Genomic DNA, 15,746 nt, shown 5'->3' on the forward strand with positions numbered 1-15,746 from the left:
ATAACGAAAAAGCCCATCCGGATGACGCCCGGATGGACCAGTTCAATGCCTTTACTTCTTATTTTCTTTTTGACGGAAAGGCCACCAGACACCTGAACCGAACGAAACCGTAATCGCCGGGATCAAGAGCGGTAAGACAATCAATCCATACAAGAGAAGACCCGTGATGACAATCGTCGCGATTTGAACGAGACTGAGGACACCGGATGGCATCATCGCACCGAACGTACCGGCGAGGATGATCGCTGCCGTAATGATGACCGAGCCCATTTTTTTCATCGAGATGTACATCGCTTCTTTCGTCTCAAGTCCGTTGATCGTTTCTTCGCGGAAGCGATCAAGGAGGAAGATTGAATAGTCGATGCCAAGTGCGACAAGCATGACAAAGCCAAAGAATGGAACCGCCCAACTGATTCCGTCATACCCCAGTCCGTTGACGAAGATCAACTCTGCGATTGAGACCGACGTATAGTACGTCAGTAACAATGAACCAATCATGAACAGCGGCATGATGAACGAACGGAACATGATTGCGAGGACGATGAACAGACTCACGATCATAATCGCGACCGTCCGCGAAAAGTCCGCTTTTGACGTATCGTTTAAGTCACTATTGATGCTTGAAATACCACCGTAAGCAACTTTTGCCTCTTCGAGTGGCGTATCTTTTAACGTACTCGCAGTCGTTTTTTTAATCGCCGCGACTGTTTCGATCGCTTTTGGCGAATAGGGATCGTCGTTTAAGATGACTTCAAACTTCAATCCTGTTTCGTCATCAATTGCATATCGTTCGATGACCGGTTCAAACTCTTTATTCGTTAACGTCTCTTTCGGAATAAACATTCCGGTCCCGCGAATCGTTTTCGAATCGCCCATCTCAGTCAGAATATCCGCTACATCCGTTAAACCGTCTTCGATTTTTTGAAGACCCTCATTTGCCGAACCGACACCGTCCGCAAGTTGCGTCAAGCCACCACCGAGCTGTCCAGCTTGTGCACCTTGTTGTTCAATTCCTGTCGCCGCTTGCGCAATGCCGGTTTCAATTTGCGTCAATTGTTCCGATAAAGCGGACAACGTCCCGACCGCTTGCGATATGTTTTGTGTCGTTTGCAGCCCTTGACCGACAGCGCCGAGCTGTTGATTGATTTGACCGAGACCATCTGCTGCCTGTTGCAATTGTGTCGCCCCAGCCGTCGCTTCGTCTCCAGCCGGAAGCTGTCCACTAATCGATTGAAGGTTTTTTTCGACTTCCTCTAAACCTTGACCGACTTCACCAAGACCCGTATTGGCATCTTTGACCCCATCTGCAATTTGCGCGAGTTGGCGGTCGACGTATAAATCGGGGATGACCTCACCCGTTGGTCTTGAAATCGACCGAACGGATTTGACACCATCCAATTTGACGAGCTCGCGACTTAACTGCTCCGCATAAGGAAGTGTTTCTTCTGTCACGATGTCTTTATCGTCCTTTAAGATGACGTTGACGGGGAGCGATTCTCCCGCACCAAATCCGTCTGAAATCGCATTTAACCCTTTGACGGTTTCGTATTTTTCTCCAATCTCATCGACTGTATTGAATGAAAGATCGTCATCATACGTAAAGAGCGTCGGGACTGTAATGACGGCGACGATTGCCATCGCGAGCAATGGACGGCGAATCGATAATCCGCCGTAACGTGCCCATAACTTACTATCACGGTGACTCGCTGCACTTTTCGACGGCCAGAATAATTTTTCTTTTAACGTCGCCATGAAGAATGGGACGAGTGTAAACAGGACGAGCAGTAAGACGGCAATCCCGACCGCTACTGCAACCGATGATTTAAAGATCGGGAAATCTGCGAATCCGATTGCCGAGAAACCGACGAGAACGGCAATCCCACTAATCAGCAATGTCCGACCCGCTGTTTTATACGTGTTGACGATTGCCGTTTCGACGTCATGTCCAGCTGTCAGTTCTTCCTTGTAGCGGCTTAACAGTAAGATACAGTAATCTGTCCCAATCCCGAATAAGATCGCGACGAGGAAGATTTGTGTGAAGTTCGAGACCGGGAAACCGAACCAATCAACAAAAAACGCCACAAATGATTGGCTCATCAGGTAGGTTACGCCGACTGCAAGCAGTGGAACGAACGGTGTGACGATCGAACGGAAGACGATAAGCAATAAACCAAAAATCAAACCGACAGTAATTAACTCCGTCCGTTTCAGTCCTTCTTGCGAACTTTTGTTGACGTCTGCATTAATCAGCGATTCACCTGTCAGATAAATCGTCCGGTCGTTCGGAAGGACATCCGCCCGGATTTTTTCCGCGAGCGCTGTAATTTCTTCTTGTGACCCGTCCACTGTAATTGGAACGAGCACCGTTTTTTTATCTTTTGAGACAAGTTGTCCTTCCGTTTCCTCACTTTCAAACGGATTAAGGACACCGGTCACAGGTTTGTCGAGTTTTTCTAAATCCGTCACGATTTGACCGATGTCAGTGCGGTCAGACGCTGAGACCTTGTCCTTTAACGGGATGACGAGCGAAATGGTTTCTTCACTTGCACCAGCTGCCTGTAAAATATCTGCTGCGCGCTGCGAATCTGCATCACTTGCGAGCTGAATCGCTCCAGCATCCTCTGCTTGTTTCGATAAGTTCGGTGCCGCTAAAAATAGACCGACTGTCGCAATCAATAAGACGATTACGATCGGCCAGCGCCACTTGACGATTTGTCGCATGCCTTCTCCACCTCTTCTAGTTCTATTTTTCTCTGCTGATTAATCTTCAATCTTTAAAATCGATTTAACCTTTTTAAACGTTTCGATAAACTGTTGAATTTCATCGTCCTCGACCTTACCGTCAATCAATTGTTCCAAATAGAGATAGATTGCCTGGTTCGATTCCTCGACGACATCGTGTCCTGCTTGCGTCAAAATGATTTGTTTCGTCCGATGATCATCTTCCGCCCGTTCGACTTCCACGAGTCCTTTTTCATTTAACTTTTTCAGACGGTTTGAAATCGCGCTTTTATGGACACCTTGCATGACGGCGATTCGTCCCGAAGCAATCGGTCCGTATTTACCGACGATTTTCAATAAATGAAGTTGCTCTGGAGAATACAAACGCCACACGGGAGATTCAACGGACTTTAATACGCGTTCCGTCCCATGAATCATGACTTCCTCAAACAGAAGGACGGCTTCCCGAAGATTGTCTTTCATTTTAGTTTACCTCCTAAACTGTTAGTGTTAGTTTAGCCCCTCAACTAGCTGACGTCAACTTCAAACTGTCACAATTAGGCAGACAGACCCGAGCAATGTTCGATATGATAAAAGAGAGCTTGATGTTTGCTAGATAAAGGAGGAAGAACGATGACCCTTTTATTTTGGATCGCCCTTGTGATTTGTATCATTGGACTTATTTTTACACTCATGGTCGGACGTAGCCGTAATGAAGAAAGCTACAGTAACAAAACAACTGCTAAAAACATGGTTTGGATGTACTTGATTTTACTACCGGTCATCTTAATCGTGCTTGGTGTATTTTATTACCTGCTGACAAAGTAAACTAAAAAAGATAAGCGGTCCCTTAAGCTACTGCCTTTAAGAGACTGCTTATCTTTTTTGATTAATTTAACGTTTTTGGACGGACGATATAAATGTCGCATTTCGCATAACGGGCAATGTTTTCGGATACACTCCCAATCATGATCCGTTCCATTGCGTTCATGCCGACAGCCCCACAGACAATCAGTCCTGCCCCGACACGCGGTGCAATGACTTTCGGGATCAGCGTCTTCGGTGACCCTGTCTCGATGACGAGCTCGACTGCATCCAACCCGGCTTGATGTGCCTGTTTTTCGTATCGTTCAAGTAATTCTTGTGCATACTCTGTCACGTTTTGGTCAATGAAGCGTTGGTTGGCACGGACATTCGCGAATGTCTGAATGTCGATGACATGTGTGATGACGAGCTTTGCATGATCAATTTTTGCAAACTGGACCGCTTTATCGAATGCCAAGTCTGCTGTCTTTGATCCGTCTACTGCGACCAGAATTGTATGGTAGTGGCTGTCCATCATGATTCACCCTCTCCACTCAAACAAAGGCAACACTCATAATTTATCGTTGTTTTCGTTCTCCAATGCTCTGTTTTCATGATCGAGTTTCCGTTCTGCTTCGATGCCTTCCGGCTCCGTCTCAAGAATACTTTTAGGTGACGGTGTCGGTCGCTCCGCACCTTCTCGATCCGCGAACAAGACGTAAGCACCATGCCGGACACCGACGACATGACGTTCGATTTCCTCGTCCGCTAGACCAAGCGACGTAAATGCCGTTCGGATTTCATCTTCTGTCGCCGGCTTTCCAGTAAAACGCTCGAACAATGTCCGTTTACCCGTAACGAGTTGTGCTGCTGACTGTCCCCGCAACATCGCCATATCGGTTTTATCCTGTAAGACGACGTATAAATCTTCCTCAAGATACCCTTTAAAATGTAAATCTTCAATATCCCGAATCAATTCGGTTTCATTTTCATACGTTCCGATAAATTGTTTTTTCCCCATTTGACTGTGTCCCCCTTTTTAACTTCTATAAGGGATATACCCGAAAAAACGAAAAGCAATGATTCAAACTGTCGGTTTGTTTCAAGAAACTGGTGTTTTTTGTTCTGAAAAAACCTTTTGTCGTCTCCGAAAGACCACTACTGTGACGATTGCGACTGCCACCGTCGCAATAACGGTAATCCATTCCTGTGTTAAAGTGAGACGATCGTTAAAGAACAGCCCACTATAAAACCAAATCATCACTACACCAAACACCCAATCCGAATGGAACCAGCTGAATACTAGTACACCACCGGCAAAAACAATCAGCATGATACTCGTCCAAAGCGAGACACTTAAACCAAACAGTTCCTCAAACCGGAAATCACGTAAAATCCGAAACGGTAAAATTAAGATTTGGACGCTCGACCAGGCTAGAAAGACGGAAAAAGGCGAGCGCATCCAAGGTGAACGGTTCGGATGCTGTTGAATTTTTGAATAGATGAGACAAAGACTTATGAAAGACACTGTCATCAACACGAGTTCCCACGGCGGACCTACAATCGAACTTACTCCGAGTCCAATCATCGTCAAACTGAACCATCCACTTATATCAAGTATCAACGTTCGATCTGCCGGATAAGATCGGACTGGACGGATGCACCAAATCAGGAGTGTCGTATACAGAACACCGACGACAGCATCAACGAATGGTGCCGGCATGATTGCTAACGGTAACTCGGTCGTCATCTTATACCACACGACACGGGCAAATAAAACGAATAAAAACGATAAAAAATTGAGTAAACGAAGTCCCGTCAGTGTCAACATCTCGCGTCCACCTCCTTACCTAGTCTTTTCCCGACGCGACATGCTCGAAAACAAAAAAACTGTCTTCAAGAAACGGATTCAGGTACGATGGAAAGATAAAGGAGCGTTGATCATATGCAACCATTCATCAAGCCCCACCAATATAATTTCATTCGGAATCAAATTGAGTTATTACTTCAACAATTAACGACCGTGAATGACCCCGATGTCCGTGATGCCGTTTTATACAGCGCGACGACAAAAATTTTCGACATCATTCCCATTCTGTCCCCGGAACAAGAGGAACTTTTGATGACGATCCGGAATCAAGCTTCAGAGCAACAGCTGTTCACGTATCTCGATCAAATCCAACCGTTCGTCGAACCATTTCCGACGATCACCCCCGCTGAAATCCAGGCACTTTTTCCAAAGGTAAAAAAACTCCATCTTCCTCCACTCGATACGATTGATTTTTTAATGACGACGTATTTGAGTTGGAATGATACGAGCAACAAAAAGAAATTTTTTGTTTATCCGCTCGACGGGACGTGGATCGGACTCGAGAGCACCTATTTACCAAACATTCAGCACGGAATTTGCAGCCTCTGTAAAACAAACAATGAGGTCGCGCTCGTCTCGGTTCGAACAAATAAATCAGCTGATCACTATCGTGCTGTCGGGAACTACTTATGCATCGATAGCGACCAGTGTAACGCTTCCATCACAGCGATTTCTGATCTTGAAAAATTTTTAACAAATGCTAAATAACAGCAAAAGCGAAGCACCCTGTTTTCGGGAGGCTTCGCTTTTTAATCAGCTTGTAAATAGAATTGATTTTTCCCGCGCCGTTTCGCTTCATACATCGCAATATCCGCTTGTTCAATCAACGTCGTCCGTGACGTCGCATGTGTCGGATAGATTGCGCACCCGATGCTCGCTGTCATGCAGACCGGTGTGTCTTGAAGAATAAAGGGGCGTTCAAACAATTGTACGAGTAATTGTCCACACTCCTCAATCACGTTCGTTTCTTTCACGTCAAATAAAAGGACAACGAATTCATCACCGCCTTGACGGGAAATGACAGTGTTGTGTGGTAATTTTTTCTCAAGACGGCTGGCAATATCGATGATGAGTTGATCGCCGATTTGGTGACCATAGGTGTCATTGATTTGTTTGAAGTGATCCACATCAATAAAATACAGAGCGGCTAACCGTTCGTGTATTTCAGCGCGACGCAGCTCTTCTTTAAAGAGACGGGCAAACAAATACCGGTTCGGCAAATTCGTCAATGCATCGTGATAAGCCATGTGCTCCATTTCTTCGAGCGCTCGCTCCAAGTCCGCCGTCCGCTGGTCGACTTTCGCCTCCAAGTTTTCCCGAAGCCGTTGATTGTCCATGACAATACGAATTTGTCGCGAAATCAACAACGGTGTCGCAATCATCAGCCCGATGGTCAACCCGTTAAAGGTGACGGCTTGGCGCGCCATTGTGATAAATAAAATCAACAAGAAAATATAAGGCGTCACTAAGCGTACCCAATCCAGCACGCGACGATTTAACATGAAATCGACAGACCGCTCATCTGCATTAAATAAAATCGCGGCTCCCCCTACTGTCAACGTCGTCGCGAGCCAAACTGGATCGAGCCACATGGCGGACACCGGGAAGTCCGCCCGATACAACACGACGTACAGAAGGTCGGCTAATAGTTGTAAGTGAAAACCTAATAAGACGAGCAACAACGATCTACTGTTGCCTCGTTTCATCACGCCAAAGAATAAGATGATCATTCCTCCAAGGAGTAACAAATCACCTAGCGGATAGCGAATCAACAGCAAGGTTTCTAAGTCAAATCCGGTCGCATTTTTTAAATAGGGTGTAATCATATAGTGCCAAGATATCGATCCTGCAACGATCAGAATAATTAATTCATCGAATAAGAAAAATCGCAGATTGATTTGAGTACGGCGATTGAATAAAAAATAACAAAACGCAATCAAATAAAAGATAATCTGCAAGCTGAAGACAAAGTCAATCCAGTCGAATGGTCCAAAGCGTTCAGCCCGCTGAATTTGCAAAACCAATTGACCTACTTCACCTGCAATCAAAGCGATATTTCCTAAGAGCAACAGGAAAAAAAGTCGTTGCGTAAAGGGACGAGTGGGATGTTTATAAATCGCCAGTAGGAGCATTGCAGAAGATAAAACAGCACCACCCGTCGTAAATAGACTATTACCGATTCGTGCGAGATCGGAGGACGTTCCTACAATGCCTAACCAGCTAAAATGACTCAAAATCCAAGCAATTATCAAAATATAAATTAATTTTTGTCTCACTTCGTCCTCCTCCCTTCAAATAGTTCTAATGTCCTATCATCTATCGGTCAAAACAATATATTTTTAACCTTCTTTTCTTATTATATTCAAAAAGTTTTTTATTTTCCTCTATTCCGCCTATCGAAGTATTTGGTTTGGTCGACCCTAAAAAATGCTTGCTCGAATGAACGAGCAAGCATTTTAAACTGTAGACAAAGTGCTATCGAGAGACGAAGCATCTTTTTTCGTTGCTTTCCTCGGGCGAGGCGCAAGCCGTTGCTCCTTAGTCCTCACGGACAACGAGCAGGGTCTTGGCTGCCTCTGAAAGTGCGTTAAAAACGCACTTTTCCCGTAGGAGTCAACGAAATGTGACGCTTTTTAGGTAACACCGTGACGGAAAGCCGGGCATGCAGACGGTTTAGAGCGCAATCCGTCTTGACTCGCTTTTAAAGCGAAAAGCAATCGTAAGCGACCCAGCAGCTTTGCTGTAGCGGCGTGACCGATTGCCGCTTTGAAGACGAGGCGAGACAGGCAAGCGTGAACGGATTGCCTCTCGATACCGTATGTTTACGCTTTTTAATAGTTTTTCTACACGCTGAAATGCTTGCTCGAATGAACGAGCAAGCATTTTAGTGTATTTTTAAGATGGAAGTACGCTAGACAATGGAAGTAGAATCGTAAATGTACTGCCTTCGCCTTCTTCAGATTCAACGTGGATCGTTCCATCATGTTCCTTGACGATTTCTTTACAGATTGATAACCCGAGTCCCGTTCCACCGATACGACGCGTATCGGAATTGTCTACGCGATAAAATTTATCAAACAGATGAGCAAACGCATGAGGCGGTATGCCGATCCCTTCGTCAATGACATGAATGATGACATTCTCATCATCCAAGTCCAGAACGACGTCAATTTCTCCACCATCCGGTGAATATTTGATTGCATTATTAATTAAATTACTTAAGAGCTGTTTAATACGATCTTCGTCAGCATGAATGGCTGGCAATTCCTTATTTAAGAGGCGTAGTCGAATCGAGTGGCGTACACTCGACGTCTCATAAATTTCGACGACTTGTTTCGCGACAGTGTACAAATGAAGTGTCGTCTTTTGATAGAGCTGCGCCCCTGATTGCATCCGTTGAACGTCTAAGAAGTCTGTCACTAAGTTTGACAAACGACCTGTTTCGTCATGAATCGTTGCTAAATATTTTTTTTGCTTCATGACATCGATTTCACGGTTCAACATCAACTCCGTAAATCCATAAATGGATGAAAGCGGTGTTCGTAACTCATGGGAGACCGTTGACACGAGTTCTGTTTTCAGGCGATCCGCCTCTGTTTCCCGGGTAATATCACGAATGACAAGAATGACACCTTTCCATCCGCCTTCAATATCAATCCGTTCCGCATACACTTCGAGGTGTGCTGTATTGTTTCGCACATCGAACTGAAACTTATCCGGAGGAACGATGCCTGAGCGAATTAAAGTGACATACTCATCAAATACGTCACGATCGTCGACTACACTTCGCATCACTTCAATCACATAGGACCCGGATGATAAGGTCCGGTCACTCGTGAACTCCGATTGTAATTCCGGAATCAGGTCAAACAGCGGACGGTTGACATACAGTTCGTCATTTCCGTCTTCTAGATAGATGATGGCCTCACGAATCGAGTCTAAAACTTGTTCCGTTTTTTTCTTTTCTTGTTTCATCTCTTCATACGAACGTGTCCGTAACAGAGAGAGCGTCATTTGTTGGGAGAAATCGCGCATATCAAGTAACTGTTGCTTTTTGTAAGGCGACTTGTACCGGACTAAATAAACTGCCGCCATCAACTGACCACTTGCCGGATCATAGATAGGTAGTGCCACTTCGTGTGTACTAAAGCTGTACGGAATGTCCGCTGTTCGGTCGACACGTTTTTCAGATTGAACGATCTTTTTACCTAACAGCATCCGACTTAACACGGACGTATCGTCAGTTCGTAAGGCTTCCAGGTGACTTTGTTTCATGCCATTCGTCGTCGCACCGATGTACATGCCTGCTTCATAAAGAAGAAGCGCTCCGTACTCTGAAGACGTGATATCAATCATTTTCTGGATGATTGACGGATAGGCTTCCATCGTTTCTCGAATGGCTAAGGCTTCTGTCAGTTCACTTCTGAGCTTTAATTTTTCTTCATTTTGTTTCGTTGCCTGGTAGGCTTCCTCTAATTCTTCTTGCTGTGCTTGCAGTTCTTCTTGTTGTGCAAGCAATTCTTCACTTTGCGCTTGCAACTCTTCATTTTTCCCCTGCATCTCATCTTTATGTGCGTTCGTCGTCAGCGCCATTTGATTGAATGAGGCCCGGAGTAGACCGATTTCATCCGGACGTTGTTGTGCCACCTCATCTATTTCAATCGGTTCACTTCGCGTCAATTTTTGATTGTCGTCAATTAAGCGGAATAACTGTTTTGTCATCCGACGAATGAACGGATGAACGAACAATAGAATGAAACTGATTAAAACAAAAATACTTGAAATCCAAATCCATTGTGTATTCGCGACTTCAGTCCGTAATTTTAAAACGGCAGCTTCTTGTTGTTGCTGCAACGTATCACGGTATTCTTCCAGTGCCGATGATGCTTTTTCGATGTCTGGGGTGATATCAATCGATCCGTCTGCCGTTGGTTTGATTTGACCTTGCTCGACGAGACGTTGCGCGATTGGTAACGAAAACAAACTATCACCTTGTAAAAAATCTTCATTGATGCGATTTGCTTTTTTCTCCGTTACGTATGATTGCGTCAGCGGGAACAATGCCCCGTAATATAAATCATACAAGTTCAACATTTGAGCAGCGAATTCTTCTTCTTGATCCGTTTCTGCTCTGCGTCCAAACCAATCCGTCTCACTTTTGATTTCAGTCCGTAAGGCTTCAATCTCATCAAATCGTTCCTGATCTCCAAAAATCACGAATCCGCGTAACCCAAATTGGACGGTCTGCCAATTGTCCCAAAGCGTATCAGCCCGTCTATTTTTCTCACTAATCGTCTCAAGATCACTTCGGGACGATTCAATTCGTGTTTCCATGTAGTCATAAACAAAAAATGATGTCACCGATACTAATAGTAATACTACATAAAACACCGCTAGCAACTGGCGTCCGATTCGTCTCCGAATCCACTTGATCATAGAATATCCCCCTCACCATCCACTCAGGGATGATGCCTTTTTTAAAATGGTTTCAGTTACTTAAAAATAGCATAATCTACCGAAAAATACCTTAAAAATAATCGACTACAAAAAAACCTTCTCCAGATGACTGGAGAAGGTCTGTTCAACAGATTATTTTTTCGCTTTTTTGACCGTGATCGACGTCTTTACACTTGTCTGTTTATGCGCGTTGACAAGATAAACGGAAAGTTTCGTTCCTGCTTTTTGTTTCGCGATTTTTACAGAGAACGTTCCTTTTGACGTGACGGTTCCTTTAGCGATGACTTTCTTTTTCGCATTTTGTACGTAGACGCGTGTTTTTTTCTCACCTGTCCCAGACAGTTTCGTCTGACTACTAGTGATGGCTTTGACTTTTGGTGCCGCAGGTGGTGCCAAAACCGTTACGACAGTTGGTTTACTTGAACGTTTTGCGATATCAAGCACTGTCACGCTGAGGCGTGCTCCAGCTGTTTGTTTTGGTACTTTGACGCTGAACTTACCTTTCGCATCCACCATGCTTGTGGCAATCGTCTTATTCTTAGCGTCCTTCATGACGATTTTTCCACTTGCACTGGCTGTTCCTGTCACTTTCGTCGCGCCTGCGAGTACAGGATTCACTTTCGGTGCAGCAGGTGCTTTCCCAGGCAATACTTCCGTCCGCTCAGATGTAACATCCGTTCCATTCACATAACGAATCGTCAAGACTGTTTCTTTTGCTTGGCGTGGAATTTGAACGGAGAACGTACCAGCTTTTGCTACCGTCGAAGCTAAACGTTTTGTTGACCAGACTTCTACTTTTGTGCCCGTCTTAACAGTCCCGCTGACAACGAGTTGATTGTCATAGACCGGTTTGACTTTTCCTTGTAAATGCAATTGTGAGATGGCACGCAAAATATTGATTTTCCCGTAACCGGATACCGGACTGACGTAGGCCGGAAGTTTTTCTGGCGCTTTACCAGGCGGATACTCGTCTTCCATGTCCTCTTCATCATCCTCGTACCAATCATTCGGATTTTCGAAGGCGAGTGGTTCTGCACTTGTTCGTAAGATGTTTTCGATTTCTTTTGGTTTCAGTGTCCCGTCGAGTGACGCCAAGATGCCGGCGACTGCCGCAACGTGTGGTGTTGCCATACTCGTTCCATCCATGTAGACGGTGTTACCGTCCGGGACGAGACTTGCGATTTTTGATCCTGGTGCTACGACGTCAAGCCCGAAACCGTAGTTCGAATAGTCAGCGACCATCCCGAGTGGATTCGTTGCTCCAACTGAAATGGCATACTCCGAGTTCGCCGGGAACCCGATGTAACTGTCATATTCATTCCCTGACGCCGCGACGACTGTGACGCCGTTGTCCGCTGCGTACTTCATCATGTAAGCCATCGTTCGACTCTCGCCGCCACCGAGGCTCATGTTGATGACTTTTGCTCCGTGATCGACAGCATATTTAATTCCGAGTGCGATGGCATCTGTTTCGCCTTCCCCATTCGCATTCAATACTTTAATCGGGAGGATTTTAGCAGATTGGTGAATTCCGCGAATGCCGTATTCATTTTCGAGTGCTGCCGCGATGACGCCTGAGACGTGTGTCCCGTGACCATTGTCGTCAAGGGCATCTCCTTTTCCATTGACATCGACATAGTTTTTTTCGTTCGCGATGTCGACTTTTCCTTGTAAATCTTTCAGGCGGTAATCGACTCCTGTATCGATGACAGCAATCGTCACCGGAGTCAGTGTTTTGCTGATTGGACTGGCGACGAATTGTTCAAAACCGATACCGACATCCGGTAACTGTTCGACGATCGCATTTTTATTTAACGCCCACTGGTAGTCATAGTTGATGTCCCCTGTTGCGCGGTACGTCTGAATTTTCTCGACATACTCGACGGCAGAAGACCGGCTGAGTGACTGTTTCAATGCCGTCGCGGTTTGACTTTTGACTGTCGGATCTTCCGTGACAATGACGAAGTCGCCCGCTTTACCAAGCGATAAACGCTCAACATCTGTCGCTGGAGTTCCAGCGATCTTCATCGACCGATTCATCTGACCCGGTTTTAATTTAACGATGAACCGTGTTTTTTCTTCTGATTGAATCGTCATTCCGAGTGAACGGAATGTTTCACTCAGCGTGCTTCCACCGAGCGTTGAAATTTCCATTTTTTTCGCATACTGATTGATTTCATTCGCGATGATTTCTGGTGACGCGTCACGTGTTAATTCAAACAGACGATTGACTGCCTGCTGATCGGCTTTTGATAATGTATACGTCGTTCCATTGACGAGCGCCGTCATCGCTGGTTTCAACGTCTTCAAGTCTTCTGCTGCTTGTGTTCGCTTATCTTTATTAAATAAAATCGCTTTGACGACGTAGGGTGACGCTTTGTAATACAGCGACGTTAAGCTACGTCCTTGCTCCGATTGACTCAACACTTGTTTTTGAATCGCGTGCATCAACGCAAGCATCGGCTTTTCTTCAGTCTTTTGCTTCAACGCTTCTTCCGCTGCACAGCTAATATCACTGATTGGTTCGTACTCGACTGCCAGTTTGACATCATTGTATGTCAGTTTAACGTGTGCCGCTTTCGTCGTTTTGCCTTCCTCGATATTCGGATAGTAATCGACTTTTATATAATACGGGCCATCCCAAGCGTAGGGAACCGCCAGTTTCATGGCTTCTTTTTCATTAGGTTCAGCGTAGCTCCGGTAACGATCGAATGTTTCATCTTTCGCTGCCATTTCTTCACTCGGATAGGCGGTCACTTCGATCGATTGATCCGTATCAATTGATAATTCGAAGTGCGATGCTGTTTTTTCGATTCCTGCTTGCTGTTCGACTTTATACCAATATGTATTTTTGTCGTTCGTCCCCGTTTCGAGGACCGTTTCTTGTCCTGCTTTTAATCCGATTGCCTGTCCTATTTCGTCTGCCGCTATCGTTTTCATAGCGAAAGGTCCCACTCCAAGTGTCAGAATGAGGCAGCTCAACATGAGCCAAATCGTCAACTTCTTCACCACTGTTCCTCCTTAAGAAAAATAAATCGTGCTTTTCTCAAGTATAAACAATATTTGGATAAATATGATAATTTTTTCGTTATATTACCTTACAATTTCGAAAGGAAAAATATTCACTTGACCGAACGACTTGGTCCCCCTGCTTTTTTTCAGAAGAAACCCCACCCTTTCGAACGAAAGGATGGGGCGCATATGTTATTTAAATTCAGACAGATACTGACCGTACCCCTCTTTTTCTAAATCTTCCTTCGCAATGAACTGTAGAGCTGCCGAGTTCATGCAGTACCGAAGACCGGTCGGCTCAGGACCATCGTTAAAGACGTGACCGAGATGGGCGTTGCCATGACGACTCCGGACTTCCATCCGCTTCATCCCGAGGGCAAAATCACTTTTTTCAATGATATTCCCAGGCTCGAGTGGTTGACTGAAACTGGGCCATCCTGTTTTCGAGTCGTACTTATCTTTTGATGAGAAGAGCGGTTCACCAGAAATCAGATCGACGTAAATCCCGTCCGCTTTTAAGTCGTGATAGGGATTGTCAAAGGCAGGTTCGGTCCCGTCTTCTTGCGTAACTTTATACTGAATATCGGTCAATTTTGCTTTCTTTTGAGCATCCGTTAACTTGTCATACTTCGGTAAATCGAGTTTCGGTTGATCGGTCCAGTAGCGGTCGATGAACTCATCTCGCCCGGAAGCGGCACGGTAAAACTTATACTTTTTCTCGCTCTTCAAGTAGTAGTCCTGATGATATGCCTCCGCCTCATAAAAAGGACCGGACTCAATCAAAGGTGTGACGATTTTGTCGTCAAAGATGCCGCGGTCTGCCAGGTCTTGTTTTGACTGTTCAGCGATTTGCTTTTGGTCATCGTTTGTATAAAAAATCGCTGTCGTATACGACTCGCCTTGATCGACGAATTGACCGTTCGGATCGGTTGGATCGATTTGGCGCCAGTAGACATCGAGTAACTGTTTGTACGAAATGACAGTCGGGTCAAACGTAATCAAAACGGCTTCCCGGTGACCGGTCGTCTCAGCAGACACTTGATTGTAGGTCGGGTTTTCAACGTCACCGCCGGTATAACCCGAGATGACGGACTTCACGCCCTTCAATTCCTCAAATGGCGGTTCCATACACCAAAAACAGCCCCCTGCTAAAATCGCCGTCTCCTCTTTCGCATAGGTCAGTTCTTTACTTCCGCTCGACTTCGCCTGTTGCTGCTGGAAAACAAAATACCCGCCAATCATGATGGCAAGTAATGCAACGACGGATAGAATCGTCAACATTCGCTTCTTCATCTCCCTTCGCCTCCTTTTTAAAGCATACGTTCCGGGTGAATGGTTAGATGTCTTTTTTCTAATGTACCTTGATTTCACATAGTTTGTCGTTGACCGTGCCTCAAAATTGCACATCTGATGCTGAATGATTATTTAATGAAAAAGTAGGGAATAGCTTTAAGACTAAACACCAGGAGGGGTATCGATGTTTGATTATACAGTTACGACTGAACACTCAACAGAAAAAACCATCACACGTTTGAAAGAGGAGCTCCAAAAAGTTTCATTTGGTGTCCTTTGGGAATTCGATTTAGCAGGAAAATTAGATGAAAAGGGACTCGACTTTGAAGGCGAGTATCATATTCTCGAAGTCTGTAACCCGAAAGAAGCACACCGCGTCCTGTCAGCTGAACGACGTGCGGGTTACTTCCTACCTTGTAAACTGGCTGTCTTTACGGAGAATGGACAAACGAAAATCGGCATGCCACGTCCGACAGCACTGATTGCGCTCGTTGAAGATGAACAATTAAAACAGGTCGCAAAAGAAGTCGAAGATCAATTGCTTCACGTCATCGACGCAAGCAAGTAAGCAAAAAAACGAGCCGGTTTC

General features: G+C 45.2%; 12 protein-coding genes. 3 read left to right on the forward strand and 9 right to left on the reverse strand.

Annotated elements, in window-relative coordinates:
• Positions 1-51: 51 nt before the first annotated feature.
• Together KNP98_RS09685 and KNP98_RS09690 are read right to left on the reverse strand one after the other, a co-directional pair.
• Entirely contained in the window at positions 52-2,721 is a 2,670-nt protein-coding gene (locus KNP98_RS09685) for an MMPL family transporter (protein ID WP_214803383.1), read from the reverse strand.
• Positions 2,722-2,760: 39 nt separating this feature from the next.
• Positions 2,761-3,204, reverse strand: coding sequence for a MarR family winged helix-turn-helix transcriptional regulator (locus tag KNP98_RS09690; protein ID WP_029332515.1), 444 nt, complete (start codon positions 3,202-3,204; stop codon positions 2,761-2,763).
• Between the two features lie 150 nt (positions 3,205-3,354).
• Between KNP98_RS09690 and KNP98_RS09695 the strand changes: the two genes are divergently transcribed.
• Positions 3,355-3,549 (forward strand): hypothetical protein, encoded by a 195-nt coding sequence (locus KNP98_RS09695; protein ID WP_088836190.1) that lies wholly within the window; start codon positions 3,355-3,357, stop codon positions 3,547-3,549.
• A 61-nt stretch (positions 3,550-3,610) separates the two neighbouring features.
• Here the strand turns inward: KNP98_RS09695 and KNP98_RS09700 are convergent, their stop codons facing one another.
• The 3 genes from KNP98_RS09700 to KNP98_RS09710 all read right to left on the reverse strand — a co-directional run bounded on the left by KNP98_RS09700 (position 3,611) and on the right by KNP98_RS09710 (position 5,356).
• Complete coding sequence (locus tag KNP98_RS09700) at positions 3,611-4,060, reverse strand: universal stress protein (RefSeq protein ID WP_088838409.1); 450 nt, start codon at positions 4,058-4,060, stop codon at positions 3,611-3,613.
• 36 nt (positions 4,061-4,096) lie between these two features.
• Positions 4,097-4,546, reverse strand: coding sequence for a YflT domain-containing protein (locus tag KNP98_RS09705; protein WP_214767247.1), 450 nt, complete (start codon positions 4,544-4,546; stop codon positions 4,097-4,099).
• An 81-nt stretch (positions 4,547-4,627) separates the two neighbouring features.
• The gene (locus KNP98_RS09710; RefSeq protein WP_214770427.1) at positions 4,628-5,356 is read right to left on the reverse strand and encodes a hypothetical protein; all 729 of its coding nucleotides are present in this window, start codon (positions 5,354-5,356) and stop codon (positions 4,628-4,630) included.
• 114 nt (positions 5,357-5,470) lie between these two features.
• Here KNP98_RS09710 and KNP98_RS09715 point away from each other — a divergent pair, with 114 nt between their 5' ends.
• Positions 5,471-6,103 (forward strand): FusB/FusC family EF-G-binding protein, encoded by a 633-nt coding sequence (locus KNP98_RS09715; protein WP_214803519.1) that lies wholly within the window; start codon positions 5,471-5,473, stop codon positions 6,101-6,103.
• Positions 6,104-6,144: 41 nt separating this feature from the next.
• Here KNP98_RS09715 and KNP98_RS09720 read toward each other — a convergent pair whose 3' ends face one another.
• The 4 genes from KNP98_RS09720 to msrB form a co-directional block, all read right to left on the reverse strand.
• On the reverse strand, positions 6,145-7,671 hold the full coding sequence (locus tag KNP98_RS09720; protein WP_353048588.1) for a diguanylate cyclase domain-containing protein: 1,527 nt from the start codon (positions 7,669-7,671) through the stop codon (positions 6,145-6,147).
• Between the two features lie 619 nt (positions 7,672-8,290).
• The gene (locus tag KNP98_RS09725; protein ID WP_214803516.1) at positions 8,291-10,831 is read right to left on the reverse strand and encodes an ATP-binding protein; all 2,541 of its coding nucleotides are present in this window, start codon (positions 10,829-10,831) and stop codon (positions 8,291-8,293) included.
• Between the two features lie 153 nt (positions 10,832-10,984).
• The gene (locus KNP98_RS09730; protein ID WP_214803513.1) at positions 10,985-13,861 is read right to left on the reverse strand and encodes a S8 family peptidase; all 2,877 of its coding nucleotides are present in this window, start codon (positions 13,859-13,861) and stop codon (positions 10,985-10,987) included.
• Positions 13,862-14,056: 195 nt separating this feature from the next.
• On the reverse strand, positions 14,057-15,157 hold the full coding sequence (gene msrB, locus KNP98_RS09735; protein WP_214770416.1) for a peptide-methionine (R)-S-oxide reductase MsrB: 1,101 nt from the start codon (positions 15,155-15,157) through the stop codon (positions 14,057-14,059).
• 184 nt (positions 15,158-15,341) lie between these two features.
• Here msrB and KNP98_RS09740 point away from each other — a divergent pair, with 184 nt between their 5' ends.
• Complete coding sequence (locus KNP98_RS09740; protein ID WP_088836183.1) at positions 15,342-15,725, forward strand: DUF302 domain-containing protein; 384 nt, start codon at positions 15,342-15,344, stop codon at positions 15,723-15,725.
• Positions 15,726-15,746 lie beyond the last annotated feature (21 nt).

Origin of the sequence: Exiguobacterium sp. s127 (assembly GCF_018618695.1) — a bacterium.
In the GTDB taxonomy this organism is placed as follows: domain Bacteria; phylum Bacillota; class Bacilli; order Exiguobacteriales; family Exiguobacteriaceae; genus Exiguobacterium_A; species Exiguobacterium_A oxidotolerans.

Bases quoted from the DNA above. Each gene is read 5' to 3' on its own strand.
- KNP98_RS09725 (WP_214803516.1), bottom strand. From the start codon at position 10,831: ATGATCAAGTGGATTCGGAGACGAATCGGACGCCAGTTGCTAGCGGTG.
- KNP98_RS09700 (WP_088838409.1), bottom strand. From the start codon at position 4,060: ATGGACAGCCACTACCATACAATTCTGGTCGCAGTAGACGGATCAAAG.
- KNP98_RS09695 (WP_088836190.1), top strand. From the start codon at position 3,355: ATGACCCTTTTATTTTGGATCGCCCTTGTGATTTGTATCATTGGACTT.
- KNP98_RS09715 (WP_214803519.1), top strand. From the start codon at position 5,471: ATGCAACCATTCATCAAGCCCCACCAATATAATTTCATTCGGAATCAA.
- KNP98_RS09710 (WP_214770427.1), bottom strand. From the start codon at position 5,356: ATGTTGACACTGACGGGACTTCGTTTACTCAATTTTTTATCGTTTTTA.
- KNP98_RS09690 (WP_029332515.1), bottom strand. From the start codon at position 3,204: ATGAAAGACAATCTTCGGGAAGCCGTCCTTCTGTTTGAGGAAGTCATG.
- KNP98_RS09685 (WP_214803383.1), bottom strand. From the start codon at position 2,721: ATGCGACAAATCGTCAAGTGGCGCTGGCCGATCGTAATCGTCTTATTG.
- KNP98_RS09740 (WP_088836183.1), top strand. From the start codon at position 15,342: ATGTTTGATTATACAGTTACGACTGAACACTCAACAGAAAAAACCATC.
- msrB (WP_214770416.1), bottom strand. From the start codon at position 15,157: ATGAAGAAGCGAATGTTGACGATTCTATCCGTCGTTGCATTACTTGCC.
- KNP98_RS09705 (WP_214767247.1), bottom strand. From the start codon at position 4,546: ATGGGGAAAAAACAATTTATCGGAACGTATGAAAATGAAACCGAATTG.